General features: G+C 73.0%; 23 protein-coding genes. 15 read left to right on the top strand and 8 right to left on the bottom strand.

The window, feature by feature from the left end:
* Nucleotides 1-65: 65 nt before the first annotated feature.
* From RAN62_RS05730 to RAN62_RS05705, 6 genes are all read left to right on the top strand, one after another.
* Nucleotides 66-368, top strand: a complete 303-nt coding sequence (locus RAN62_RS05730; RefSeq protein WP_305783400.1) for a hypothetical protein — start codon at nucleotides 66-68, stop codon at nucleotides 366-368.
* Nucleotides 369-599: 231 nt separating this feature from the next.
* Nucleotides 600-1,463 carry an ABC transporter permease gene (locus RAN62_RS05725; RefSeq protein WP_305783399.1) on the top strand — a complete coding sequence of 288 codons (864 nt, stop codon included), beginning with the start codon at nucleotides 600-602 and terminating at the stop codon, nucleotides 1,461-1,463.
* A 9-nt stretch (nucleotides 1,464-1,472) separates the two neighbouring features.
* A complete protein-coding gene (locus RAN62_RS05720; protein ID WP_305783398.1) occupies nucleotides 1,473-2,495 on the top strand; it encodes a taurine ABC transporter substrate-binding protein in 1,023 nt (340 codons plus the stop codon).
* The gene (locus RAN62_RS05715; protein ID WP_305783397.1) at nucleotides 2,479-3,222 is read left to right on the top strand and encodes an ABC transporter ATP-binding protein; all 744 of its coding nucleotides are present in this window, start codon (nucleotides 2,479-2,481) and stop codon (nucleotides 3,220-3,222) included. Before RAN62_RS05720 ends, RAN62_RS05715 begins: the two co-directional genes overlap by 17 nt.
* Nucleotides 3,219-4,082 carry a TauD/TfdA dioxygenase family protein gene (locus tag RAN62_RS05710; RefSeq protein ID WP_305783396.1) on the top strand — a complete coding sequence of 288 codons (864 nt, stop codon included), beginning with the start codon at nucleotides 3,219-3,221 and terminating at the stop codon, nucleotides 4,080-4,082. Before RAN62_RS05715 ends, RAN62_RS05710 begins: the two co-directional genes overlap by 4 nt.
* Nucleotides 4,075-4,989 (top strand): sulfite exporter TauE/SafE family protein, encoded by a 915-nt coding sequence (locus RAN62_RS05705; protein ID WP_305783395.1) that lies wholly within the window; start codon nucleotides 4,075-4,077, stop codon nucleotides 4,987-4,989. The genes RAN62_RS05710 and RAN62_RS05705 overlap by 8 nt, the downstream gene beginning before the upstream one ends.
* Nucleotides 4,990-5,199: 210 nt before the next feature.
* On the opposite strand, the gene RAN62_RS05700 is transcribed toward RAN62_RS05705, so the two are convergent.
* The 3 genes from RAN62_RS05700 to RAN62_RS05690 form a co-directional block, all read right to left on the bottom strand.
* On the bottom strand, nucleotides 5,200-5,424 hold the full coding sequence (locus RAN62_RS05700; RefSeq protein WP_305783394.1) for a hypothetical protein: 225 nt from the start codon (nucleotides 5,422-5,424) through the stop codon (nucleotides 5,200-5,202).
* A gap of 105 nt (nucleotides 5,425-5,529) precedes the next feature.
* Nucleotides 5,530-6,759 (bottom strand): MFS transporter, encoded by a 1,230-nt coding sequence (locus tag RAN62_RS05695; protein WP_305783393.1) that lies wholly within the window; start codon nucleotides 6,757-6,759, stop codon nucleotides 5,530-5,532.
* Entirely contained in the window at nucleotides 6,756-7,220 is a 465-nt protein-coding gene (locus tag RAN62_RS05690; protein WP_305783392.1) for a MarR family winged helix-turn-helix transcriptional regulator, read from the bottom strand. Before RAN62_RS05690 ends, RAN62_RS05695 begins: the two co-directional genes overlap by 4 nt.
* 57 nt (nucleotides 7,221-7,277) lie before the next feature.
* On the opposite strand from RAN62_RS05690, the gene RAN62_RS05685 reads away from it, so the two are divergent.
* Genes RAN62_RS05685 through RAN62_RS05660 form a run of 6 tightly spaced genes read left to right on the top strand, consistent with a single transcriptional unit; the run spans nucleotide 7,278 to nucleotide 13,834 of the window.
* On the top strand, nucleotides 7,278-8,228 hold the full coding sequence (locus tag RAN62_RS05685) for a DUF6461 domain-containing protein (protein ID WP_305783391.1): 951 nt from the start codon (nucleotides 7,278-7,280) through the stop codon (nucleotides 8,226-8,228).
* A complete protein-coding gene (locus RAN62_RS05680; protein ID WP_305783710.1) occupies nucleotides 8,225-8,836 on the top strand; it encodes a TIGR03086 family metal-binding protein in 612 nt (203 codons plus the stop codon). Before RAN62_RS05685 ends, RAN62_RS05680 begins: the two co-directional genes overlap by 4 nt.
* 10 nt (nucleotides 8,837-8,846) lie before the next feature.
* Nucleotides 8,847-11,099: a molybdopterin oxidoreductase family protein gene (locus RAN62_RS05675; RefSeq protein WP_305783390.1), complete on the top strand. Its 2,253-nt coding sequence runs from the start codon at nucleotides 8,847-8,849 to the stop codon at nucleotides 11,097-11,099.
* Between the two features lie 3 nt (nucleotides 11,100-11,102).
* Nucleotides 11,103-11,519, top strand: a complete 417-nt coding sequence (locus RAN62_RS05670) for a hypothetical protein (RefSeq protein ID WP_305783389.1) — start codon at nucleotides 11,103-11,105, stop codon at nucleotides 11,517-11,519.
* Between the two features lie 30 nt (nucleotides 11,520-11,549).
* The gene (locus tag RAN62_RS05665; RefSeq protein WP_305783388.1) at nucleotides 11,550-13,196 is read left to right on the top strand and encodes a serine/threonine-protein kinase; all 1,647 of its coding nucleotides are present in this window, start codon (nucleotides 11,550-11,552) and stop codon (nucleotides 13,194-13,196) included.
* Nucleotides 13,197-13,210: 14 nt separating this feature from the next.
* Nucleotides 13,211-13,834 (top strand): AAA family ATPase, encoded by a 624-nt coding sequence (locus tag RAN62_RS05660; RefSeq protein ID WP_305783387.1) that lies wholly within the window; start codon nucleotides 13,211-13,213, stop codon nucleotides 13,832-13,834.
* 1,809 nt (nucleotides 13,835-15,643) lie between these two features.
* Here RAN62_RS05660 and RAN62_RS05655 read toward each other — a convergent pair.
* Nucleotides 15,644-16,033 carry a DnaJ family domain-containing protein gene (locus tag RAN62_RS05655; RefSeq protein ID WP_305783386.1) on the bottom strand — a complete coding sequence of 130 codons (390 nt, stop codon included), beginning with the start codon at nucleotides 16,031-16,033 and terminating at the stop codon, nucleotides 15,644-15,646.
* A 77-nt stretch (nucleotides 16,034-16,110) separates the two neighbouring features.
* On the opposite strand from RAN62_RS05655, the gene RAN62_RS05650 reads away from it, so the two are divergent.
* Nucleotides 16,111-16,353 carry a hypothetical protein gene (locus RAN62_RS05650; RefSeq protein WP_305783385.1) on the top strand — a complete coding sequence of 81 codons (243 nt, stop codon included), beginning with the start codon at nucleotides 16,111-16,113 and terminating at the stop codon, nucleotides 16,351-16,353.
* 94 nt (nucleotides 16,354-16,447) lie between these two features.
* On the top strand, nucleotides 16,448-18,007 hold the full coding sequence (locus RAN62_RS05645; protein ID WP_305783384.1) for a serine hydrolase domain-containing protein: 1,560 nt from the start codon (nucleotides 16,448-16,450) through the stop codon (nucleotides 18,005-18,007).
* On the opposite strand, the gene RAN62_RS05640 is transcribed toward RAN62_RS05645, so the two are convergent.
* Genes RAN62_RS05640 through RAN62_RS05625 form a run of 4 tightly spaced genes read right to left on the bottom strand, consistent with a single transcriptional unit; the run spans nucleotide 17,992 to nucleotide 23,174 of the window.
* Nucleotides 17,992-19,557, bottom strand: coding sequence for a dipeptide ABC transporter ATP-binding protein (locus tag RAN62_RS05640; RefSeq protein WP_305783383.1), 1,566 nt, complete (start codon nucleotides 19,555-19,557; stop codon nucleotides 17,992-17,994). The two genes, RAN62_RS05645 and RAN62_RS05640, sit on opposite strands and share 16 nt — an antisense overlap.
* The gene (locus tag RAN62_RS05635) at nucleotides 19,554-20,543 is read right to left on the bottom strand and encodes an ABC transporter permease (protein WP_305783382.1); all 990 of its coding nucleotides are present in this window, start codon (nucleotides 20,541-20,543) and stop codon (nucleotides 19,554-19,556) included. Before RAN62_RS05635 ends, RAN62_RS05640 begins: the two co-directional genes overlap by 4 nt.
* Nucleotides 20,544-20,595: 52 nt before the next feature.
* Nucleotides 20,596-21,486 (bottom strand): ABC transporter permease, encoded by an 891-nt coding sequence (locus tag RAN62_RS05630; RefSeq protein WP_305783381.1) that lies wholly within the window; start codon nucleotides 21,484-21,486, stop codon nucleotides 20,596-20,598.
* Entirely contained in the window at nucleotides 21,483-23,174 is a 1,692-nt protein-coding gene (locus tag RAN62_RS05625; RefSeq protein ID WP_305783380.1) for an ABC transporter substrate-binding protein, read from the bottom strand. Before RAN62_RS05625 ends, RAN62_RS05630 begins: the two co-directional genes overlap by 4 nt.
* 98 nt (nucleotides 23,175-23,272) lie before the next feature.
* On the opposite strand from RAN62_RS05625, the gene RAN62_RS05620 reads away from it, so the two are divergent.
* On the top strand, nucleotides 23,273-24,097 hold the full coding sequence (locus tag RAN62_RS05620; RefSeq protein ID WP_305783379.1) for a glutamate-cysteine ligase family protein: 825 nt from the start codon (nucleotides 23,273-23,275) through the stop codon (nucleotides 24,095-24,097).
* Nucleotides 24,098-24,099 lie beyond the last annotated feature (2 nt).

Here is a 24,099-nt window from a genome sequence, read left to right as displayed (position 1 = left end):
AATCGCGCCCTAGGTTGATCATGACCGAGTAAGCACACTCGTTTCGTGAAGGGCCGATCAATCACATGAAGTCTCTGAAGACCGTCCTGGTTCTCTCCGCGGCGTCGGCCGCGGCCGTCTTCGCCTTCGGTACCCCGGCCATGGCCGGCGGCCACGGCGACGGCATCTATGGTGACGACAACATCGTGGTCCAGGACAACGACTACTTCGACTGCGACGGCGGCGACGGTGGCGACGGGGGCAACGGCGGTCACGCCCTCGGCCTCGGCGACCACGACGGCGGCCTCCTCGGCGGCGTGATCAGCGCCGTCACCGGCGGCGACGGCGGCGAGGGCGGCAACGGCGGCGACGCCGACTGCGAGAACTGACGTAGTCCGAAGTACCGGAACGCCCGTGGCCTGAGGCCGCGGGCGTTTCCGCGTGCTTGATCGGCGACCTTCTCCTGTGGTCGGCGAGCCCGGCGTCAATGCGAAGGATCGCCTGAGCTGCCGGTTTCGCGCACGGTCCAGCAGGCGGGAGGACCACGCCCGGGAGTTGCCATGCGACCTATCGGCAAGGTAGGAAATGGGGACCGAGCGTGACTCTCTCGTGGAGGTTCCGTGACCGTTCCCTTGTCCACCGTGGACCCGGCTGTTGCCCCGGCGCCCCCGGCCACCGGCCCGCGCGGGCCCGGGGCGACCGGCGGCCGGCGGCGGCGGGTGCTGCTGCGGATCGGCGCGCTGCTCGTGCTCTACGTGCTCTGGGAGATCGCGGCCCGCACGACGCGTAATCCGGCCTTCATCCCCTCGCCGGCCGCCGTCTGGCACCAGCTGATCGTCACCTCCACCACGCACGACGGGATCCGCGGCTACAGCGGGCATCTGCTGATCGAGCACCTCGGGGTGAGCCTGCGGCGGATCCTCGTCGGATCGGTGATCGGCGTCGCCGGCGGGCTGGTGCTGGGCCTGCTCATGGGCACGGTCACGGTGCTGCGGATCGTCGTCGAGCCGGTGGTCACGTTCGTGCGGGCGCTCCCCCCGCTGGCGTACTTCAGCCTCTTCATCATCTGGTTCGGCATCGACGAGACGCCCAAGCTGTGGCTGCTGTCGATCGCCGCGCTGCCGCCCGTCGCCGTCGCCACCGCCGCGGCCGTGCTCTCCGCGCCCGCCGGGCTGATCGAGGCCGCGCGCGCCCTGGGAGCGAGCCGCTGGGCCACCGTGCGCGACGTGGTGCTGCCCAGCGCGCTGCCCGAGATCGGCACCGGCGTGCGGCTGGCGGTCGGGGTGGCGTACTCCTCGGTGGTCGCCGCCGAGACCATCAACGGCGTGCCGGGGATCGGCGGCATGATCCGCGACGCCCAGCGCTACTCGCAGACCGACGTGGTCGTGCTCGGTCTCTTCGCCATCGGCCTGTCCGGCCTGCTCATCGACGCCCTGCTGCGGACCGCCGAAAACCGGCTGATCCCGTGGCGCGGCCGGAGTTAGAGGATGTTCATGAAGAAGCTGATTGCCGCCGCCCTGCTGCTCGCCCTCGCGGGCTGCGGGAACGGCGCCGCCTCCGGCACGAACAAAGCGGAGGCCAAGACGATCCGGCTCGCGTACCAGGCCTTCCCGAGCGGGGACCTGATCGTGAAGAACCAGGGACTCCTCGAGAAGGCGCTGCCCGACTACAAGATCACGTGGACCAAGTTCGACTCCGGCGCGAGCATCAACACGGCGTTCGTGGCGAAGAGCGTCGACATCGCGGCGATCGGGTCGAGCCCGGTGGCGCGCGGGTTGTCGGCGCCGCTGAACATTCCGTACCAGGTCGCCTTCGTCCTCGACGTCGCCGGCGACAACGAGGCGCTGGTGGCCCGCAACGGCTCGGGCGTCGCCGACGTGGCCGGGCTGCGGGGCAAGAAGATCGGCGTGCCGTTCGCGTCGACCGCCCACTACAGCCTGCTGGCCGCGCTCGATCAGGCCGGCGTCAAGGAGTCCGAGGTCACCGTCGTGGACCTCGAGCCGCAGGACATCCTGGCGGCGTGGACGCGCGGTGACCTCGACGCCGCGTACTCGTGGCTGCCCTCGCTGGACGATCTGCGCAAGACCGGCAAGGTCCTCATCGCCAGCCGGCAGCTCGCCACGGCCGGCAAGCCCACCCTCGACCTCGGCGTCGTGTCCACGGCCTTCGCGCAGGCGCACCCCGAGGCGGTCGACGCGTGGCGCAAGGTGGAGGCGCAGGCGCTCGACCTCATCGCCACCGACCGGGCCGCCGCCGCGAAGGCCGTCGGCCAGGAGCTCAACATCAGCCCGGCGGACGCCGAGCACCAGCTCAGCCAGGGCGTCTTCCTCAAGCCCGCCGACCTCGCCTCCGACGAGTGGCTCGGCACCGAGGCCAAGGTCGGCAAGCTCGCGGAGAACCTGGTCAGCGCCGCGCAGTTCCTGAAGGACCAGCAGAAGATCGACGCCGTTCCCGACCTGGCCACCGTGCAGAAGTCCGTCTACGTCAAGGGGCTGCCCGATGTCCTCAGCCATTGAGCTGGCCGGCGTCCAGCACTCCTACGGCGACGTCACCGCTGTCGGTCCCGTCGATCTCGTCGTACCCCCGGGTGAGTTCCTGGTCCTGGTGGGCGCCTCCGGGTGCGGCAAGAGCACGCTGCTGCGCCTGATCGCCGGGTTCGAGCAGCCGACTCGCGGGACGATCCGGACGGCGGGGGAGCCTCCCGTGCCCGGGCGCGGCGCGGGGCTCGTCTTCCAGCAGCCCCGGCTCTTCCCGTGGCGCACGGTGGGCGGCAACGTCGCGCTCGCCCTCAAGTACGCGGGCCTGCCCACCGACCGCGTCGGCGAGCTGCTCGAGTCGGTGGGGCTGCACGACGTGGCCCACCGGCGCACGTGGCAGATCTCCGGCGGCCAGCAGCAGCGGGTCGCCATCGCGCGGGCGCTCGCCGTCGACAACCCGCTGCTCCTGCTCGACGAGCCGTTCGCCGCCCTGGACGCGCTGACCCGCGAGCGCCTGCAGGAGGACCTGCGTGAGGTGTCGGCGCGCACCGGCCGTACGTGCGTCTTCGTCACCCACAGCGTCGAGGAGGCCGTCTTCCTCGGCAGCCGCGTCGTGGTCCTGACCGCCCGCCCCGGCCGCGTCGCCCTCGACCTGCCGGTGAACCTGCCCCGGACCGGCGTGAGCCCGTCCCGGCTGCGCGCCCTGCCCGAGTTCGCCGCGTTGCGAGCCACTGTCCGATCCGCCTTTGAGGAGCTCCCGGTATGACGTCCACCGCAGTCGGCCTCACCCTCGAACCGCTCGGCCGGCACTTCGGGTCGATCGTCCACGGCCTCGACCTGGCCGCCGCCACCGACGCGGAGATCGCCGCCGTGCGGGCCGCCCTCGTGGACCGCAAGGTGCTGTTCTTCCGCGACCAGCGCCTCGACGACGACAGCCAGGTCGACCTCGGCCGGCGCATCGGTGAGCTGACGGCCTCGCACCCGGTGATCGGCGGCGTCGACGCGGCCCACCCCGAGGTGTACGCCCTCGACAGCACCGACAACGGCTTCGCCGACGTGTGGCACACGGATGTGACGTTCATGCGCCGGCCCCCGCTCGGGACGATCCTGCGCGCGGTCACGCTGCCCCCGACCGGCGGCGACACCAACTGGGCGGACAGCCAGCTGGCGTACGAGTCCCTGGCGCCCGCCGTCCGTACGCTGGTCGACGGTCTGACCGCCGTGCACGACGGGACCCGCGAGTTCGGGTACTACCTGGCGCAGCGCCGGGGCGGGCAGGGCAACGAGTGGGACGGCGAGATCGTCACCCGCCTCGACCCGGTGTCGCACCCCGTCGTCCGGGTGCACCCCGAGACCGGGCGGCGCGGGCTCTTCGTCAACCCGGGCTTCACCTCGCACATCGAGGGGGTTTCCGCCTTCGAGAGCGACGCCATCCTGAGCCTCTTGTACGCGCATCTGACCAAACCGGAGCACATCGTGCGGCACCGGTGGCGGCTGGGCGACGTGGCGATGTGGGACAACCGCAGCACGGCCCACTACGCCAACCGCGACTACGGTACGGACCGGCGCGTCATGCACCGCATCACGCTCCGCGGCGACATCCCCCAGGGGCCCCGCCATGCGTAAATTGATTCTGCTGGCCCTGGTCGGGCTCGGCGCCCAGCTGGTCGACGGCAGCCTCGGCATGGCCTACGGCGTCACCTCCACCACCCTGCTGCTGGCCATCGGCACCAACCCGGCCGCCGCCTCCGCCACCGTGCACCTGGCCGAGATCGGCACCACCCTGGTCAGCGGCCTCTCGCACTGGCGCTTCGGCAACGTCGACTGGCGCGTCGTTCTCAAGATCGGCGTCCCCGGCGCGCTCGGCGCCTTCGCCGGCGCGACCTTCCTGTCCAGCCTGTCCACCGAGGCCGCGGCCCCGCTGATGTCCCTGATCCTGCTCGCCCTGGGCCTCTACGTCTTCCTGCGCTTCACCTTCCAGGGCCTCCCCAAGGGCAACCTCGGCAAGCCCCTGTACGCCCGCTTCCTCGCGCCGCTGGGCATCGTCGCCGGTTTCGTGGACGCCAGCGGCGGCGGAGGCTGGGGCCCGGTCGGCACCCCGGCCATCCTCGCCAGCGGCCGCCTCGAACCCCGCAAGACCATCGGCTCGATCGACACCAGCGAGTTCCTCGTCGCCGTGGCGGCCAGCCTCGGCTTCCTCGTCGGCCTCGGCGGCGAGGGCGTCGACGCCGGCTGGGTCCTCGCCCTCCTCGCCGGCGGCATCGTCGCCGCCCCGATCGCCGCCTGGCTGGTCCGCCACGTCCCGCCCCGCGTCCTCGGCGCCGCGGTCGGCGGCGTCATCATCCTCACCAACGTCCGCACCCTGCTCCGCAGCGACTGGATCGACGCGTCCGACCCGGTCCGCTACACCGTCTACGCCGTGATCTACCTCGTGTGGGCGGCGGCGCTGGCGTACTCCGTCCAGCAGTACCGCCGCAACCGCGACGAGGACAAGCGGATCATCGCAGCGGCCGCGGAGCCCGCCGCCCGCTGACCTGCGATCCCGGTGGTGCGTCCGCGCACCACCGGCCACGCCGGCGCCCGTACGGTGCCGGTGTGGAGCGGTCCTCCATGCTCGTGCTGGGCTCGGTCGTGAGTGCGCGGACCGGCGGGGCGACCGCCCGTCCGCTGTTCGACGCGGCCGGGCCCGGAGGGGTGCTCCTGCTGCGCCTGGGCCCGCCGCCGATCGCCGCCCTGGTCCTCGTCACCGCCGCGAGCGCCGGCGCCACCTCTCGCCGAGGCGCAGCGGGACGGCGCCCACCGCGACCGCCACCGCGACCCACTTCAGCAGGCTCAGCGTGGCGAGCACGGTGGCGGCCCCGTCGTCCGGCGGGCGGCTCAGGTCCCTGACCACTTCGAGGGTCCACACCGTCCCGGCAGCGTCGAGGACCGCCGCGCGGATCCCGGCGGCGGTCAGGGCCAGGGCCAACCGCCCGGGCGGCTGCCCAGCCGGGAGAGGACTGCGCGCATCCCGGCATGATGGCCCCGCCGCTCCCGCTGTGCTGTCCGATGCCCGACGCGCCCGGCCGGTCGATCAGCGTTCGGCGGCCGCGAGCGTGCGGAAGCGCCGCAGGGCCGGGGTGCCCAGCGCGATCAGGCCCGTCGCCACGAGAGCGGCCGCGCCGCCGATCGCCAGGGACGCGCCCGCGGAGGTGGCCGAGGCGACCAGGCCGGCGCGGACGTTGCCCAGGTCGGGGCCGGCGACGCCGACGACGTGTTCGAGGGCGGCGACCCGGCCGCGGAAGGACTCCGGGGTCACGGTCTGGACCACGGTGCCGCGGGCGACGACCGACCACGTGTCGGCCGCTCCGGCGACGGCGATCAGGGCCAGGACGGCGGGCAGGGCCGGCACGAGACCGGCCGCGCCCAGGGTCACGGCCCAGATCGCGCCGCCGGCCAGCATGACGATGCCGGCGCGGCCCGCGCGGCTGGCGAGGCCCGAGAACGCGGACGCCACCACGCCTCCGACGGCGAGGGCCGAGGTGAACAGCCCGAGGACGTCGGGGCGGCCGTCGAAGCGCTCGGCGTTGAGGACCGGGAACAACGCGACCGGCATGGACAGCAGGGTGGCGGCGAGGTCGGCGAGGAGGGCGCCGCGGACTTCGGGCGTGCTCACGGCGTACCTGATGCCGGCCAGGACCGCCGCCGGACCGGGACGGCCGCCGCCGGGCGCGACCCCGCCGGGCAGGCCGCGGAGTCCCGCGAGGGCCGCGACGAACGTCACCGCGTCGACGACGAAGCACCAGGCCACCCCGGCCGCCGCGGTGAGCAGGCCGGCCAGCGCGGGGCCGGTGAGCATCGCGAGCTGGAACGACAGGTGTTGCAGGGCGAGCCCGGCGGCGAGGCGGTCGCCGGTCAGCAGCGCGGGCAGGAACGTGCGGCGGGCGGGGGCGCCGAGCGCGCCGCACGCCGCGTTGACGGCGACGAGGGCGAGCATCGCGGGCACGCCGCCGTGGCCGGTGAACGCCACCGCAGCCATCGCGGACGTGACCACGATCTGGACCCCGGAGCAGGCCAGGGCCAGGCGCTTGCGGTCGACGTGGTCCAGGAAGGCGGTGCCGGCCAGCGCCAGCACGATGACGGGTACGCCCCCCGCGAGCCCCACGAGCCCGACGGTCGCGGCGTCCCGGGTGCTCTCCCAGACGTAGTAGAGCACCGCGAACATGCTCATCTGCCCGCCGAAGCCGGAGGCGGTCGTGCCCAGCCACAGCCGGCGGAACGGCGGGCTCTCGCGCAGCGGGCGCAGATCGACGAGGGCCCTCACGCGAAGTTGTCCTGCAGTCGCGCGACGAACGACTTGCGCTCGAGCGCGGCCCGGATGTCGGCGACGACCTGGGTCAGCGAGTAGGGCAGCTCCTCGTCGAGCTGGCGGGTGGTCGCCTCGGTCGCCCGCCACTCCGCCTCCATGAACGGCACGGCGTCGCGGGCGCGGGCGGTCAGCTGCACCAGCCGGGTGCGCGCGTCGGGCCCCGGCTCGGTCTCGACCAGCCCGGCCTGGCGCATCGCCGTGACGGTCTGGCTCATGGCCGAGTGGCTGACGTTGCGGCGGTCGGCGAGCTCGCGGATGGTCAGCGGGCCGAAGCGGCCGATCGCGATCAGCGGGCCGACGAACCGCGTACGGATGCCGTGGATGCCGGCCTCCGTGTAGAGCCCGGCGATGTCACGGTCGAGATCGGCGAGCAGGCGGTGGACGTCGGACCAGTGGTTGCTGTCGAGGAGGTCCATGCCGAGAAAGTAACAGCACTTATATATTTGCGGCGAGGGGGCCCTACAATCGCCGTCGTGCTTCCTGTGGTGGACGACCTCGACTACGCCCGCGGCCGCGTCGCCGACCTCGGCGCCCGCTTCGGCGTGACCTTCATCAAGGACGTCAGCGCCGAGGAGGCGCTGACCCGGATGGGCGCGCTGCCCGGCACGGTCCAGGTCAGAGACAATTCCCCCGGGTACGCCGCCGCGCTGAGCGCCGGCCGCTGGACGCTCGTGGTCGACCCCGACGGCGGCACCGGCGGCGACCACGTGCTCCTCGAAGCGGTGTCCGCGGGCACGGAGGCGGTCTCGGTGTTCCGGGACGCGTCGGCGGCGCCCCGGTTCACGTACGCCCGCGACGGTGTCACCACGGTCGCGTTCGACCCGTCCTACCCGTCGCCGGAGCTGACCTGGGGCGCCGAGCCGGAGCTGCTTCGCCACCTCATGCAGGCCCTCGGGCTGCGCGAGCCGGCCGGCGAGGACGACGAGACATGGCGCGACCCCGAGGCCAAGTCCCTGGTCCTCGCGCAGCGCCTCACCAACGCCCGCGTCCCCGCCGACGCCCTGACCCGGCCCCGCCTGTCGGCCCGCCTCGAGCCGTGGTTCGTCGGCGGCGTGCGCCCCGGCGACCTGCTGAGCCGGGGCCTGCGCACGGCCCCGCTGCTCAAGGCCGCCGCCAAGGCCACCCCGGAGCTCCGCCGCGCGATCGCCGCCGACCACCTGCGCCGCCTCGCGTCCGACCTCGGCCTGACCGGCGCGCCCGGGCTCGACGCGGTCCTCGACGGCACCGCCACCGCGATCACGCCGGACTCACCGCTCGGCCGGCAGGTGCTGACCTGGCTCGCCGAGCCGGCGCGCTACGGCGCGTTCACCACCGCCCTGCGCGGCTTCCTCGACCCCGACCCGACGGTCGCCCTCCGCGCCGCGCTGCGCCCGGGCCACGACCCCGACGCAGTCCTCGCGACCCTGACCGGTCACCACCAATAGTTGTCCCGCTCCAGCAGGCCGGCGCCGGGGCGGGTCGGATCACGGCTCAGGACGGTCGCTGGTGGCGCCGGTGTGGCAGGGCGGTCCCGGGCCGGACGTCGCGCACGTGGGACGCCCCCACACCGTGCAGCGAGTGGACGGTTCGGGACCTGGTCAATCATCTCGTGAGCGAGCATTCGTGGGCGCCGCACATCCTGGCGCGCGAGAGCATGGAACAGGTGGGGGACCGCTACGACGGCGACCTGGTCGGCTCCGATCCCGTCGGCGCCTGGGAGCGGGCCGCGGCGAAGTCCCGCGCGGCGTGGGAGACGGCGGACCTGGCGGGGACGGCGCGGTTCTCGTTCGGGGAGGCGCCATTGACCGAGTACGCCGACCAGATGCTCGTCGACCTGACCGTCCACGGCTGGGATCTCGCCCGGGCCACCGGTCAGGACGAGACGTTCGACCCGGCGGCGGTCGAGCGGTCGCTGGCCTATGCGAGGGCGAACGTCGGGCGCTGGGACGGCCTCGGCATCGTCGCGCCGCCCGTACCCACCACGAGTGACGACCCGGGCGAGCAGCTCGTGTGCCTGACGGGCCGGGAGTTTCGGACGGCCGGGCGGGGGTAGGCGCGCGTCCGTGGCTGATGCGGCGCGTGTGCGGGACCCGTGGGGTGCGAGAACGCCCTACGGGCCGGGGGAGCAGTGGCCCGTCCGGGTGGACACGGGCGGCGACCCGGAGGCGGACTCCTGGGTGCCGTCGGCGTCGGTGCTGCACTCCAACGGCGACGCGTTCGACATCGGGGTGCGGGACGGGCGGATCACCGGGGTGCGGGGGCGGGCCGGCGACCGGGTCAACCGGGGCCGGCTCGATCCCAAGGACGTCTACGGCTGGCGGGCCACGGCGAGCTCCGACCGGCTGACCCGGCCGCTCGTGCGCAGCGGCGACCGGCTGGTGGAGAGCGACTGGGAGACGGCGATGGGCCGGATCGTCCGGCGCTCGCGGGAGCTGCTCGACGGGCCCGGCGGATGGGGGCGGTTCGGCTTCTACACCAGCGGGCAGCTGCTCCTCGAGGAGTACTACACGCTCGGCGTCCTGGGCAAGGCCGGCCTGGGCACACCGCACATGGACGGCAACACCCGATTGTGTACGGCCACCGCGGCCGCCGCCCTCAAGCTCAGCTTCGGCGCCGACGGGCAGCCGGGCTCCTACACCGACGTGGACCACTGTGACGCGCTGGCGTTGTGGGGGCACAACGTGGCGGAGACGCAGGCCGTGCTCTGGATGCGGATGCTCGACCGGCGGCGGGGCGTGAACCCGCCCGCCATGCTGGCCGTGGACCCGCGCGACACCCCGGTCACCCGCGAGGCGGACGTGCACCTGGCGCTCCGGCCGGGGACCAACCTCGCCCTGGTCAACGGGCTGCTGCGGCTGATCATCGAGCGGGGCGGGGCCGACGAGGGGTTCGTGGCGGCGCACACGCTGGGGTTCGACGAGCTGCGGGCGGTCGTGGACGCGTACCCGCTGGGGAAGGTCGCGGAGATCTGCGGCCTGAAGCCGGCCGACCTGGAGCGCGCCGCCGATCTGCTCGGGGGGTCGCAGCGGTTGCTGTCGACCGTGCTGCAGGGTTTCTACCAGTCGCACCAAGCGACGGCGGCGGCGTGCGCGGTCAACAACCTGCACCTGGTGCGCGGCATGATCGGGCGGCCGGGCGCGGGCGTGCTGCAGATGAACGGGCAGCCCACCGCGGAGAACACCCGGGAGGCCGGGGCCGACGGCGACCTGCCCGGCTTCCGCAACTGGGAGAACCCCCGGCACGTCGCCGAGCTGGCCCGCCTCTGGAACGTCGGCACCGCGCGGATCCCGCACTGGTCGCCGCCGACGCACGCGATGCAGATCTGGCGGTACGCGGAGCAGGGCTCGATCCGGCTGCTGTGGATCAGCGCCACGAATCCGGCCGTCTCGCTGCCCGATCTGGCGCGGATCCGGCGCGTCCTGGCGAAGCCGGAGCTCTTCGTCGTCGTGCAGGACATCTTCCGGACCGAGACCGCCGAGTACGCCGACGTGGTCCTGCCCGCCGCGGCGTGGGGCGAGAAGACGGGCACGTTCACCAACGCCGACCGGACGGTCCACCTGACCCGCAAGGCCGTCGAACCGCCCGGGGAGGCGCGCTCCGACCTCGCCATCTTCTTGGACTATGCGCGGCGCATGGACTTCCGGGACCGCGACGGCGGGCCGCTGATCCCGTGGCAGGGACCCGAGGAGGCGTACGAGGCCTGGCAACGGTGTTCGGCCGGGCGCCCGTGCGACTACACCTCCATCACGTACGCGGACCTCGAGCGCGGCGGCATCCAGTGGGGTGGCGAACGGCTCTACTCCGACGGCGTGTTCGCGACCGATCCCGATCACTGCGAGACGTACGGGCAGGATCTCTCGACCGGGGCCGAGAACACGGCCGAGCAGTACCGCGCCAAGAACCCCGGCGGGCGGGCGTTCCTGCTCGGCGCGCACTGGCGGCCGGCGCCCGAGGTGCCGTCCGACGAGTATCCGCTGCACCTGGTCACCGGGCGGACGATCACGCAGTTCCACACCCGGACGAAGACGGGACGGGTGCCGGAGCTCGACGACGCGGCACCTTTCGCGTGGGTCGAGCTCCATCCGGCCGACGCGGCGGAGCGGGGCATCGCCGACGGTGACCAGGTGCGCGTGGAGTCGCCGCGCGGGGCCGTGCGGGTGGTGGCGCGGCTGACGGGCGTACGGGAGAGAGTGGTTTTCGTGCCGTTTCACTACGCTGAGCAGGCGGCCAACGAGCTGACGATCACCGCGTGGGATCCGGTGTCGCGGCAGCCGCTGTTCAAGGTGGCGGCCGTCCGGGTCACGAAGGAGGGCTGAGCCGTGCAGCTGGAACGCTATGTGGGGCTGCTGTACCGGGCGCAGGTGGCGCTGGCCGATGCGTTCCGGCAGGTCGGGGCCGCGCATCGCGACGAGCCGGACGTCTTCTTCATGTGCGAGCAGCAGGCAGCTGTATGTGACAACCACGCGGGGATGCTGGCCGTGGTGACGGCCGCCGAGCCGGCCGCCCGGTTCGGCGGGCCGCGGGAGGAGCTGCTGCGGGACCTGCACGACCTCTATCTGATGGCCGCCGAGTGCGATCTGTGCTGGACGCTCGTGGGGCAGGCCGCCCAGGGGGCCCGTGACGAACGGCTCGCCGGGGTGGTCGCCCGGGCCGAGGGGGAGACGTCGGTGCAGCTCGCGTGGCTGCGGACCCGGATGAAACAGGCCGCCCCGCAAGCGCTCGTCGTCGCCGACTAGAAACGCCGCCGGCGGGGTATATCGGCCGCTATGACTGCGGGACCCGTCGAGGTCGCCGGACGCTACCGGCTGGGAGAGACGCTCGGAGCCGGTGGCATGGGCCGGGTATGGGTGGCCCGCGACGAGATCCTGCAACGGGACGTCGCCGTCAAGGAGATCCTGCTGCCGCCTGACCTGGTCGAGGGGGAGCGGGACTCGGTCCATCGGCGCACCGTGCAGGAGGCGCGCGCCGCCGCGCAGCTCAGCCATCCGAACGTCGCCCAGGTCTACGACGTCATCGAGGACGACGGGCGCGCGTGGATCGTCATGGAATACGTGCCGTCGCGCTCGCTGCAGGAGGCGATCCGCGACGACGGTCCGCTCGACCCGCACGACGTCGCCGTGCTGGGCCTCGAGGTGCTCGACGCGCTGGAGGCCGCCCACCGCGCCGGCGTCCGGCACCGCGACGTCAAGCCGGCCAACGTGCTGCTCGGCGACGACGGCCGGGTGGTACTCACCGACTTCGGCATCGCGTCGATCGAGGGCGACTCCGTCATCACCACGAGCCACGAGCCCGTGCTCGGCTCGCCCAGCTACATGTCGCCCGAACGCGCCAAGGACGGCAAGGCGCTCGAGGCGTCGGACCTGTGGTCGCTGGGCGCGACGCTCTATGCCGCGGTGGAGGGCCGGCCGCCGTACAAGCGGGCCAACGCCATGGCCACGCTCACCGCCCTCGCCACCGAGGAGCCGGACCCGGCCACCCGCGCCGGCGTGCTGCAGCCGGTCCTCGACGGCCTGCTGGTCAAGGACCCCGCCCAGCGCATCGGCGCCGCCGAGACCCGCCGCCGCCTGCTGGACGCCGCCTCGCCTGCCGCCTCGTCCGGTGCCGGCACCCCGCCTGCCGCCGCTGCCGGCACCCCGCCTGCCGCCGCTGCCGGCACCCCGCCTGCCGCCGCCGGGTCGCGGCCCCACCGCTTGCGCCGGCGGTACGCGGTGACGGGCGCGACGCTCGCCGCCCTGCTCGCCGGGGGCGTGGCGGTCTGGGCCACCCGCCCCGACGAGCGTCGCGTCGTCTCCCCGCCGCCGCCCGTCTCGGCCCCGTCGCAGGCTTCCACCCCGTCGGTCACTCCGTCCGCAGCGCCCTCGTCCGCTGCCCCCTCCGCGGCTCCCTCGTCCGCCGCTCCTTCCTCCGCCGCGCCGTCGTCCCCGGCTGCCACCTCCCGGGCTCCGTCGTCGCCGGCCGCGGGAGCGTTGCCCCCGAAGCCGGCCGGCTGGCGCGACTGGACCGACCCGACCGGCTTCAAGGTCTACGTCCCCGCCGGCTGGAAGCACTCCATCGACGAGGACGGCATGGTCTACTTCCGGGGCGACGGCCGCACCATCGGCATCGACCAGACCACCAAGCCCCAGTGGGACCCGGTCGCCGACTGGGAGGGCAAACGCGACGCCCGCCGCGCCGCCGGCGACTTCCCGGGCTACAAGGAGATCCACATCAAGGAGGTCACGTACTTCCGCAAGGCCGCCGACTGGGAATTCACCTTCAACGGCTCCGCCAGCCGCCGCCACGTCAACAACCGCGGCGTCGTGACCAGCAACCACCAGGCCTACGGCTTCTGGTTCGAAACCGCCGACAGCGACTGGTCCGACGCCCGCGCCGACCTCCAGCTCATCTTCGCCAGCTTCCGCCCCAAGCCCTGACTACAGTCGCCGATGTGACCCGCGTACTGCTGACCGGAATGTCTGGCACAGGGAAGACCACCCTGCTTAACGAACTCGCCCGCCGCGGCCACACCACCATCGACACTGATTACGGCGGCTGGGTCCTCCCGAACGGCGACTGGGACGAACCCCGCATGACCGCCCTCCTCGCCGACCGCGCGCACGCCGTCCGTGTCGTGGCAAACGGTGTCGGCGACGAGGCGGACCATCCTGCGGATGGGCATGATGACCGAGGCGACGATGGCGGTGGCGGGGCGGTCGGCGGCGGCGGGGCGGACGGTGGCGGTGGCGAGGCGGACGCTGGCGACGAGCCCCGCCCGGCCGCCCTGTCCGCGGACCGCACCAACCTCATCGTGTCGGGCACAGTCGCCAATCAGGGCCGCTTCTACGACCGCTTCGACCACGTGGTCCTGCTGAGCGCCCCCCTCGACGTCATCCTCGCCCGCGTCGCTCGCCGCCCCGGCAACCCCTACGGCAAAACCGCCCGCGACCGCGCCGAGATCGAGGCCAACCTGCACACCGTCGAACCCCTCCTGCGCCGAGGCGCCACCCTCGAACTCGACGCCCGCCACCCCCTCCCCACCCTCGCCGACGCCGTCGAAGCCCTCCTCGCCTGACCCCGCCGGGCACGACGCGTTCATGCCACGACGGAGAACGCCATCGTCATGCGAGGGAGAAGGCACGACATCTCAGGAGGTCCCTTCGGACGCCTCCTGCACTCGGTGGCTTCGTGCGTTTGAACGGGCCTCCGGCGCGGATCGTGTGTTGGGCGTCGGACGATGAGTCGTTGTCCGGCTGTGTGACGCCGTCGGGCAACTCCTTCCTCACCTCGCCACCATCGAGATCGAAGAGGTGCACTCCAGCACCGTTGTGCTCCTCACGGCCGTCGTGCGTGGTGAGGTGGTGGTCCTCTGCCCTGCCTGCTCGAAGTTGTCGTCCCGAGTGCCTTCGCGATGTCGGCGGACGGTGAACGACACGCCGATGGCCGGGGGCAGGCCGACCAGTCGAGATCGCCTCCTTCGTCAGCAGCGCACGAAGTCGGCGGTGATCCGCCGGGACCGGGCGTCGGCATAGGCGGAGGCAGCTCTTCACCCGAGACATCGGCGCCGCCGCATTCCCTTTCGACGGCACGTTGTGCGACTTCCGCCCGGACCCGGCCTGGCCATTGCCTGCACTGCCACGCACGAGTGGGGACCGGCCGAAGCCAACCAGGACACGTAAGCGGAGACTCCGGCAAGGCGACGTACCTGCGAACCGATCAAGACGCTTCACGAAGTGTGCGCCAGAGCCCGAAGAGGCCCGCAGAAGCAACCCCGGTAACAGGCTGCGCAAATGTGCGGGTTGCGCTGTTACCGTGGCGGGCAAGTGAGAGAAATGGCCGCCGGTGAAACGGGGACTGTTGGTGATGAGGTGTGCGCGATCGACGTCACAGTGGAAATCGCCAGGTGCCGGGCGTGAGTGGTTTGCGGTGACGTGGAAACGGCCGGTTGTGAAGCGTGAGTGATTGGCGTCGAGGTCGAGGCGGCTGATGGCGAGACGTGAGCGATCGGTGATGAGGCAGAAACGGCTGGCGGCGAAGCGTGGACGGCCGTGGTGCTTCGGCGCGGCCCGGGTGAGAGGCGCTCTGGGCTGCGGCGCGGCCGGGGTGAGCCGCGCGGTGGGCTGCGCCGCGGCCGGGTCAGGTGGCGGCGCGGGTTGGGAGGTTGCTTGGGCATGCGGCGCGGTGGGCTGCGGGACGGTCGGCTCGGGTGTGGCCGGGGTGGGCGGCGCGGCGGGCTGTGCGGCCGGCGCGGCGAAAGACGTGGTGGGCTGCGGCGCGGCGGGCCCGGGTGTGGCCGGGGCGAGCGGCGCGGCAGGACGCGGGGCGGGGACCGGCCGGGGTCGAGGGCACACCGGTGGGGCAGGCAGCACTGCGCCGGATCCGCTCGCTCCTGGCGCCCAGTAGCCCTCGTGGTGCGCCCGCTGCTCGGCCTGCCGACGGGTGTGCAGCCGGAACTTGCCCCGGTCTCGCCGCTCCTGGTGCTCGCGGCGGAACTGCTCACGCTGCGGGCACCAGCGCCGCGACCGGGTACGATCGCGCATCCCGGCCAGCTGCGCCCGGCTGAATAGTGCCAGCTGTCCCATGCCGAAGATTGTGCTCCCGTCCGCCCCCGGAAGTCGCGTCCAAATGACGATCTGGCGTGCCGATCGCGTGAAAGTGGTCGCCGTCACCATGTGGATATCTATTGCGCTGTGAATGCATGTGGGTGGCGCAAACGAACGCGCTGGTTCGCTGCGGGCGAGGCGAAAGGCGTACCCAGTGACCTGTCGCCGTCGGACAAGGAGCGAGTCGTCATTTATAAGCGCTGGGAGCGGCGAAGAATGCGGAGACAGATCGGCCGGCGGGGACGGTTCATGGTGCGAGGCGCGGGACCAGGAGGGGGCCGCTACGACTGGCGGCGGGCGCGCCAGCCCTTGACGACCTCGTCGGGGTCGAGCGGGGGCAGGAGCACGGGCGGGCCGTCGAGGAGGCCGGCGCGGGCCTTGCGGAGTTGCTCGTTGAGGTTGGCGACGTACTCGCGGACCTCGGCCTCGGAGTGCCGGCGGTCGATGGTTTCGCGGAGGTCCTCGCGCTCGCGGCGCAGGGCGAGGGTCGGGGGCAGGGCGCCGGCCGTGGCGCCCTCGCGGCGCAGCCAGTCGCGCACCCACCAGTCCTCGTCGTACTCCTGGCCGTGGTCGCTCAGGGGCTTGCCGGCGCCGGGGAGGTCGTCGAACTGGCCTTGCTCCTGCGCCTCGCGGATCTTGCGGTCGATGTGCGACTCGTACCAGGTTGCCACACCGCGAGTCTAGTTTCGGAAATCGGCTTTGACGCCTACGGTGCTCGCTAGCCGATCGTTGTTACGAGGGGATATCCGTGAGCGAACGCGTCGTTGAACTCACCCGGGGCCGCTGGCGCGGGCTCGTCCGGCGGGTCGAGTGCGTGACCATCTCCCCGCGCGGGGACACCCGGATCAGCATCGTCATCACGCTGGCCGGGGAGATCATCCGCTCGTCGGAGCGGGTCTACGAGCGACAGTCGGACCGGGACAAGGCCCTGGGCCGGGTGGCGGACGACTTCGAGGCGATGGGCTACCGCCGGGCCCGGCGCGCGGCCTGACACCCCCCCGCGCGTACGGCTCGCCCCTCCCAGAGATCGGCCGATGCCGATAGGGTGGGCGCGTTACACGGCCGTAACGAGCTCGGGGGGTCCCATGTCCGGCACCACGTCCCGTCGCACCGTCCTGCGTGCCGCCGCCGTCGCGGCGGCCGCCGGCCCACTCGCCGCCGCCCACACCACCAGTGCGTCCGCGCGCGGGAAGAGCCTCAGCCGGCCCGCCGCCGTCCGCGATCTCGTCGCCTTCATCGAGGCCCGCATGGCCGCCTACGACATCCCGGGCGTGGCCGTCGGGGTGCGTTACCGCGGCACCGATCACGCCTTCGGGCTCGGCGTCACGAACATCGCCGACCCGGCGCCGGTCGACGCGGACACCGTCTTTCGGGTCGCGTCCACCAGCAAGACCTTCACCGGCACCGCGGTCATGCGGCTCGTCGAGCGGGGCAGGATCGACCTCGATCGCCGGGTGCGCCACTACCTGCCCGATTTCCGGGTCGCCGACGAGCGGGCGTCCGAGCGGGTCACCGTACGCCAGATCCTGAACCACAGCGCCGGCTGGCTCGGCGACTTCTTCCTCGACACGGGCTCGGACGACGCGGCGCTGGCCCGCTATGTCGAGGGCATGGCGCGGCTGCCCCAGCTGACGCCGCCGGGCCAGGTCATGCACTACAACAACGCCGCGCTCAGCCTGGCCGGGCGCGTGATCGAGGCCGTCACCGGCACCACGTACGAGCGGGCGGTCCACGATCTGCTCCTCGCCCCGCTGCGCCTGGACACGTCGGCGTTCACCCTCGGCGAGCTGCCCGGCGCCACCGTGGCCGTGCCGCACCTGCCGGACGCCACGGGCGAGCTCGTGCCCGTACCGGCGGCGTTCGACATCCCACGCAGCATCAACCCGGCCGGCGGCCTGATCTCGAGTGCCCGGGACCAGCTGCGGTGGGCCGGCTTCCATCTCGGGGACGGCCGGGTGCCCGGCGGCGGGCGGCGGCTGCTGACCGAGCGGTCGCTGCGGGCGATGCGCTCGCGCCCGGGTCCGGGCGGCACGCTCTATGTCGAGATCGACGGCTTCGGCGTGACCTGGATGATCCGCCCGACGGCCGAGGGTCCCAAGGTGTTCCAGCACGGCGGCGACTGGGACGGGCAGCACTCCGGGTTCCTGATCGTCCCGGAGCGCGACTTCGCCCTGACCGTGCTGACCAACTCGGAGACCGGCCCGCTGCTGACGCTCGACCTCTTCGCCGACGACTGGGCGCTGGACCGCTTCCTGGGCCTGCACAACCTGCCGGCCGTCCCGCGGTCGCTGCCCGCCCGCGAGCTGGCCCCCTACGCCGGCAGCTACACCGCGCGGCAGATCGGCTTCCAGGGCGAGGAGGCCGCCGTCACCCTGGACATCGCCCCGGGCGACGGGCAGCTCGTGGTCAGCAGCGGCGGCGTCGAGGCGCTGCGGCTGGTGTTCTACCGCCGCGACCACGTGCTGGTGCTCTACCCGGACGGCTCCGAGCAGCACATCCGGGCGATCTTCGGGCGCGACGCCGACGGCGGCATCGCCTGGTTCCGTTACGGCGGCCGCCTCTACGTGCGCGGCCCGGCGACTCTGGCGGCCCGCTCCTCCGGCAAGCTCCCGAGGCCCGGCACCCTGCCCTACCCCGCGCGCTGAGCGAGGGCCCGCCGGTCGGCACGCAACCGGCGGGCCTCCACCGGGTCGGTCACGGGGATCGCGGCGAGGAGCTCCTTCGTGTACGGGTGCTGCGGCTGCTCGTACACGTCGGCGACCTCGCCCAGCTCCACCACCTGGCCGGACTGCATGACCGCGACCCGGTCGGCGATCTGCCGCAGCACCGCCAGGTCGTGCGTCACGAAGACCATGGTCAGACCCCGCTCGCGGCGCACGTCCTCGAGCAGCGCCAGCACCTGCGCCTGCGTGGTGACGTCCAGCGAGGAGACCGGCTCGTCGCACACGATCAGGCGCGGCGCCGGGGCCAGCGCCCGGGCGATGCCGACCCGCTGCCGCATGCCGCCGGAGAGCTGGTGCGGATAGCGGTCGTACCGGCCGGCGCCGAGGCCGACCCGTTCGAGCAGCCGCGTGGCCTCCTCGCGCGGCGTCGCGTGGCCCTGCAGCCGCAGCGGGTCGGCGATGCTCTCGCCCACGGTCCGCCGCGGGTTGAGCGACGACATCGGGTCCTGGAACACCATCTGCACCGAGCGGCCCCGCCGCTGCTTGATGTCCTTGCCGCCGAGCGTGATGCGGCCCGACGAGGGCGGGACGAGGCCGACCATCATCCGGGCGAGCGTGGTCTTGCCCGTGCCGCTCTCGCCCACGATGCCGAGCGTCTCGCCCTCGCGCACGTCGAGGCTGATGCCGTCGACCGCGCGGACGGGCGGTGAGCGGAAGCCGCGCTGCCGGAAGTGCCGCCGGACGTTCTCCACCCGGAGCAGCGGCGCGCCCGTGATCTCGCGTCGTGACGAGGGGCGGGGCACGGCGGCGAGCAAGGCCTTCGTGTAGCCGGCCTGCGGGGACACGAGCACGTCGTCCGTACGCCCGGATTCGACCGCCACGCCGCGGCGCATCACGACGACGTCGTCCGTGGCGCCCGCGACGACGCCGAGATCGTGGCTGATCAGCAGCAGGGCCGTACCGGTGGTGGTGCGTACCTCGTCGAGCAGGTCGAGGATCTGGGCCTGGACCGTCACGTCGAGGGCCGTGGTCGGCTCGTCCGCGACGATCAGGCGCGGCCGGCAGGCGAGCGCCATGGCGATCAGCGCGCGCTGGCGCATCCCGCCGGAGAACTGATGGGGGTACGCGTCCGCCCGCCGCTCGGCATCGGCGATGTGCACCTGCCGGAGCACCTCGACGGCCCGGGCCCGCGCGGCCTTCCGCGAAGCGCCGGTGTGCAGCCGGTAGACCTCGGCGATCTGGTGCCCGATGGTGTGGAACGGGCTCAGGGCGGTCAGCGGTTCCTGGAACACCATGGCGATCTCCGCGCCCCGCAGCGCCGGCGTGATCGGCTTGCCCGCGAACTCCAGCGTGCCGTCCACCGTCGCCCCGGTGTGCAGGCCGAGCAGGGCGAGGGCGGTGGCGCTCTTGCCCGAGCCCGACTCGCCGACGATGCCGAGCGCCCCGCCCTCGTCGAGGTCGAAGGAGAGCCCGTCGACGGCCGTCGTGGCGCCGAACCTGATCCGCAGGTCGCGGACCGACAACAGGGTCATGTGAGCTGCACTCTCGGGTCGACGGCGGCGTAGAGGAGGTCGGCGACGGCGTTGGCCACGACCACCAGGAAGCCGGTGAGCAGGATGACGCCGACGACCACCGGAAGGTCGATCTGGTTGACCGCCCCGACCAGGAGCTGGCCGACCCCGGGCAGGCCGAACATGGTCTCGGTCAGCACGGCGCTGGCCATGAGGGAGGCGAGGTCCATGGCGGTCAGCGTCACCAGCGGGACGAGGGCGCCGCGCAGGGCCCGGCTGCGCAGGATGCGGCGCTCCGGGAAGCCGTACGCCCGGGCTGTGCGCACGTAGTCCTCGCCGAGCGCCTGTTCGAGGCCGGCCCGGGTGAGCCGGGCGTAGGTGGCGGACAGGATCACGGCCAGCGCGATCCAGGGCAGGATCAGGTTCTGCGCCCATTGCAGGGGATCGGTGGTGAACGCGACGTACTGCGGGAAGGGCAGCCACTGCAGCCGGACGCAGAAGAGCAGCAGCAGGAACAGGCCGACCAGGAAGACGGGGACGGCGTAGCCCGCGAGGACCAGGCCGTTGACCAGCGGATCGAGGAAGCGGAAGCGGCGCAGCCCGGCGAGCGAGCCGGCGCCGATGCCCACAGCCACCGACAGGGTCTCGGCGCCGAGGGCGAGCGAGGCGGAGACGGGCAGGCGGTCGGCGAGCAGGGCGGTCACGGGCTGGTCGGTCTCGAAGGAGTAGCCGAGGCAGGGCGCCGGGCAGTGCCGCACGTCGGGGCCGGCCGGGTAGTCGCGGCCGGTGACCAGCCCTTCGAGGAAGTGCCAGTACTGGGTGAGTGCCGACTCGTCGAGGCCCATCGCGGCGCGCACGTCGGCGAGGCGCTCGGGGGTGCAGCCCTTGCCGCAGGTGAGCACGGCCGGGTCGCGCGGGGCGAGGTAGAAGAGGGCGTACACGATGGCGGAGAGGGCGAGCAGCACCAGCACGGCCCCGGCGACGCGGCGCAGCAACAGGCCGATCACCGCAGCACCTCGCTCGGCCGGATATTGAGCACCCGGCGCACGCCGTGGGCGATCATCGCAGCACCTCGCTCTGCCGGGGGTCGAGCACGCGGCGCACGCCGTTGGCGACCAGGACGAAGGCGAGCAACGTGACGAAGAGCAGCCCGCCGGGGATGAAGACGTAGAGCGGGTCGGCGCGGAACCACGTCGTCGCCGTGGACAGCATCTGCCCCCAGGACGGAGTCGGCGGGCGCACGCCGACACCCAGGAACGACAGGCCCGCCTCGCTGATCATGTTGCCGGGCAGGACCAGGGCGGCGTACGTGAGCACGGGCGCGGCCAGGCCGGGCAGGATCTCGCGCCGGGCCACCCGCAGCGGGCTCGCCCCGGACACGCGCGCCGCGGCGACGTAGTCCCGGGTCTTGAGCGACAGTGTCTCGGCGCGCGTGATGCGGGCGGTGCCGGCCCAGCCCAGCAGGGCGATGACCACGGCCAGCAGCACGGGCCGCGGCCACGACTGCGGCACCACGGCCAGCAGCGCGATCGCGAGCACCAGGCCGGGGAAGGCCAGGGTCAGGTCGGTGAGACGGCTGAGGACCGCGTCGGCGTACCGGCCGCCGAGGCCCGCCGCGACGCCGATGCCGACGCCCAGCAGCAGTTGCAGCACCAAGGCGGAGAAGGCGACGCCGAGCGAGACGCGGGCGCCGTGGACCACGCGGGCGAACAGGTCGCGGCCGGTGCCCGGTTCGACGCCGAGCCAGTGCTCGCCGCTGAGCCCGCCGAGCGCGCCGGTGGGGACGCCGCCGCGGGCCGAGTCGAGCAGGTCGTTGTGATAGGTCGTGGGGTCCTGCCCGGCGAGGGCCGTGAGCAGGGGCGCGGTCAGGGCGACGAGGACCATGACCGCGGCGGCGACCGCGCCCGTGAGGAAGGCGCGGTCGCCGAGCAGGCGGCGAAGAGTGATCACTTGACGGAAATTCGGGCCAGATCGTAGGTGCCGCGCCAGCCGTCCGGCACGGCGTTCTTGACGTTCTTGCCGAAGAGGTAGACGTCCTTCTCGTGGGTCAGCGGGATCGTCAGCGCGAGCTGTCCGAGCTTGGCGTCGAGGGCACCCCAGCGCTGCTGGGCCTGGGCCGGGTCGGTCAGGGCCTGGATCGCGTCGATCTCGGCGTTGACGGCCGGGTCGTCGTACTGGGCGAGGTTGAAGTTGCCGCCCGCGGTGATGATCTGGCGGCCGTCGAAGATCGGGATGAGGAACGGCCCGCCGGACGGCCAGTCGGCGCCCCAGCTCTGCAGCGACAGCCCGGGCTGGGTGCTGGGCTTGCCCGTGACGTCGCGGTAGGTACTACTGTCGATCGCGTTGAGCGTGACGGTGACACCGGCCTGCTTGAACGCCTCCTGCACGGCGGCGGCGACCTTCGGCCCGAGGCCGTTGGCGTCGTCGTTCTCGTGGGCGAGCTCGATGGTCAGTCCGCCCTGACCCAGCAGCTCCTTGGCCTTGGCCGGGTCGCCGTTCTCGCCCGCCGGGAAATAGTCGTACTGCTGATAGCCCAGCGCCTTCTGCGGGGGCAGGAAGGTGGTCGAGGGGCCGGCGACGGCACTGCCGCCGAGGGCGTTCACGACCGAGGTGCGATTGATCGCGTACGAGAGGGCCTGCCGCACCTTCACGTCGTCGAAGGGAGCCTTCTTGGTGTTGAAGGCGAGATAGGTGGTCGACGGGAACTCGCCGCGTGCGACCCGCTTCTCGAGCTGGCCGCCCGGGCCCAGCTGGGCGAGCTGCTCGGGGCCGACGACCGCGTCCGTGGTGACCGCGTCGGCGTCCTGTCCCGCCCCGGCGACGAGCCGCTGGTTGATGACGGCCGAGTCGAGGCCCGCGGTGACCTCGATGCGGTCGGGGCAGGCGTAGCGCAGCTCGTCGGCGTCGCGCTTCCAGTGCGGGTTGCGGACGAGCACGAGGCTCTTCTTGGGGTCGTAGCTCTCGACCTGGTACGGGCCGGAGGAGATCGGATGCTTCTCGTACTCCGTGCCGGTGTCCTTGGCCTTGGGCACGGGCGCGAACTGCGTGGCCGTGGCCAGGTAGGGGAAGTCGCCCTCGGGCTTGCGCAGCTTGAAGACGATCGTCCTGGCGTCGGGCGTCTCGATGGCCTTGATGCCGCCGGGCTGCTTGTAGGGCCCCTGGTAACCGGCCGCGCCGACCAGCCAGTCGCGCAGGTAGGGCGCGCCGCCGGGCAGTTCGGGCGCGAACGAGCGCTCGATGCCGTACTTCACGTCGGCCGCCGTGATCGGCGTGCCGTCCTCGAAGAAGATGTTGTCCCGCAGCTTGTACGTCCACGTCTTCGCGCCGTCCGACGGCTTGCCCAGATCGGTGGCCAGGTCGGGCGCGGGCTTCGTGCCGGCCTCGCCCTCGAGGCGGTTGCGGGTGGTCAGCGTGCGGAAGAGCAGCGACGGGATGTTGCCGCCGCCGGAGGTGTAGAGCCGCGCCGGGTCCAGGTGCGTGATGCCGCCCTGGTTGAGCACCGACAGCGTGCCGCCCTGACAGGTCGCCGGGTCGAACGCGGCGCCGGCGGAGGTGTCGTCGTCGCTGCCGGCCTGGCAGCCCGCGAGGGCCCCGGCCAGCAGCACGGCGGAGAGGGTGAGAGGAAGAGCGGTACGCATGGCGCACATTTTCCATAGGCTTGATAGGCAATGCAAGCCTGTCGATCACCGGTGTGACGCTACCCATAATTCCTATCGATTGAGTAGGCTGTGGCGCCATGAGGACCTCCGCGCTCGTCGCCTCCGGTGCGCTCACCCCCGCCCGGCCGGGATTCATCGGCGCCGAGGTCGACCTCGTGCCGGCCCAGCGGCTCGCCGCCGGCCGGGTGCCGCTTCGCCACGGCTTCCTCGAGGTACGCCCGTCCGGGCCGGTTGTCCTCAGCGGACCGCCGTCTCCGGGTGTCGCCGTGGCGCTGACCCGCATGACGGCCGACCTCGCCCTCGTCCCGGGCACTCTCACCGGTGGCGTCCGGGTGCACCTGGAAGCGGGGCTCGACGAGCGCGGCCTGCTCGGGCTGCCCCGCCGGTGGGCCCTCGCCCATGCGGTCGCCCCGGTGCTCGCCGCCGCGTTCGCCAACTCCCCGCTGCGCGACGGCCGGCCCACCGGCTGGCGTTCCCGGCGTCAGGCGTCCCGCGTCCTGCCCGCCGCCGCCGATGTCGCGGCGCACCTCGGCTCGGCGCACTTCCCGGTCAGCGCGCGCGGGCACCTGGCGATCGACGTGGCCGACGCACAGCCCGGCGACGGCTGGCAGGTCCCGGTCGCGGTGATCAGCGCACTGCTCGACGAGCCGCGGGCCGCCGTGCAGGCGCTGGGGGCCGTGGAGCCGCTGCGCGATCAGCCGGGGCTCTGGGAGCGGGCCGCGCGCGACGGGCTCAGCGATCCTCTCCTGGCGCGGGCGGCACGGCTGTGCTTCGTCGCCGCGTATGAAGGGCTGGCCCGGCAAGGGGTGGCCCGCGACACCCGCGACGCGGTGGCCGGCTTCCTCGACCGGTACGTGATGCGGGCCCGCTGTCCGGCCGACGACGTGCTCGCCTCCGCTTGATC

The sequence above is a fragment of the Symbioplanes lichenis genome (genome assembly GCF_030709675.1).
Classification (GTDB): domain Bacteria; phylum Actinomycetota; class Actinomycetes; order Mycobacteriales; family Micromonosporaceae; genus Actinoplanes; species Actinoplanes lichenis.
Note: the sequence above shows the minus strand (reverse complement) of the source record. Positions and strands in the feature narration are given on the sequence as shown.

Bases quoted from the DNA above. Each gene is read 5' to 3' on its own strand.
- RAN62_RS05645 (WP_305783384.1), top strand. From the start codon at position 16,448: ATGTCCGGCACCACGTCCCGTCGCACCGTCCTGCGTGCCGCCGCCGTC.
- RAN62_RS05715 (WP_305783397.1), top strand. From the start codon at position 2,479: ATGTCCTCAGCCATTGAGCTGGCCGGCGTCCAGCACTCCTACGGCGAC.
- RAN62_RS05640 (WP_305783383.1), bottom strand. From the start codon at position 19,557: ATGACCCTGTTGTCGGTCCGCGACCTGCGGATCAGGTTCGGCGCCACG.
- RAN62_RS05720 (WP_305783398.1), top strand. From the start codon at position 1,473: ATGAAGAAGCTGATTGCCGCCGCCCTGCTGCTCGCCCTCGCGGGCTGC.
- RAN62_RS05710 (WP_305783396.1), top strand. From the start codon at position 3,219: ATGACGTCCACCGCAGTCGGCCTCACCCTCGAACCGCTCGGCCGGCAC.
- RAN62_RS05620 (WP_305783379.1), top strand. From the start codon at position 23,273: ATGAGGACCTCCGCGCTCGTCGCCTCCGGTGCGCTCACCCCCGCCCGG.
- RAN62_RS05730 (WP_305783400.1), top strand. From the start codon at position 66: ATGAAGTCTCTGAAGACCGTCCTGGTTCTCTCCGCGGCGTCGGCCGCG.
- RAN62_RS05665 (WP_305783388.1), top strand. From the start codon at position 11,550: ATGACTGCGGGACCCGTCGAGGTCGCCGGACGCTACCGGCTGGGAGAG.
- RAN62_RS05690 (WP_305783392.1), bottom strand. From the start codon at position 7,220: ATGGACCTCCTCGACAGCAACCACTGGTCCGACGTCCACCGCCTGCTC.
- RAN62_RS05705 (WP_305783395.1), top strand. From the start codon at position 4,075: ATGCGTAAATTGATTCTGCTGGCCCTGGTCGGGCTCGGCGCCCAGCTG.
- RAN62_RS05625 (WP_305783380.1), bottom strand. From the start codon at position 23,174: ATGCGTACCGCTCTTCCTCTCACCCTCTCCGCCGTGCTGCTGGCCGGG.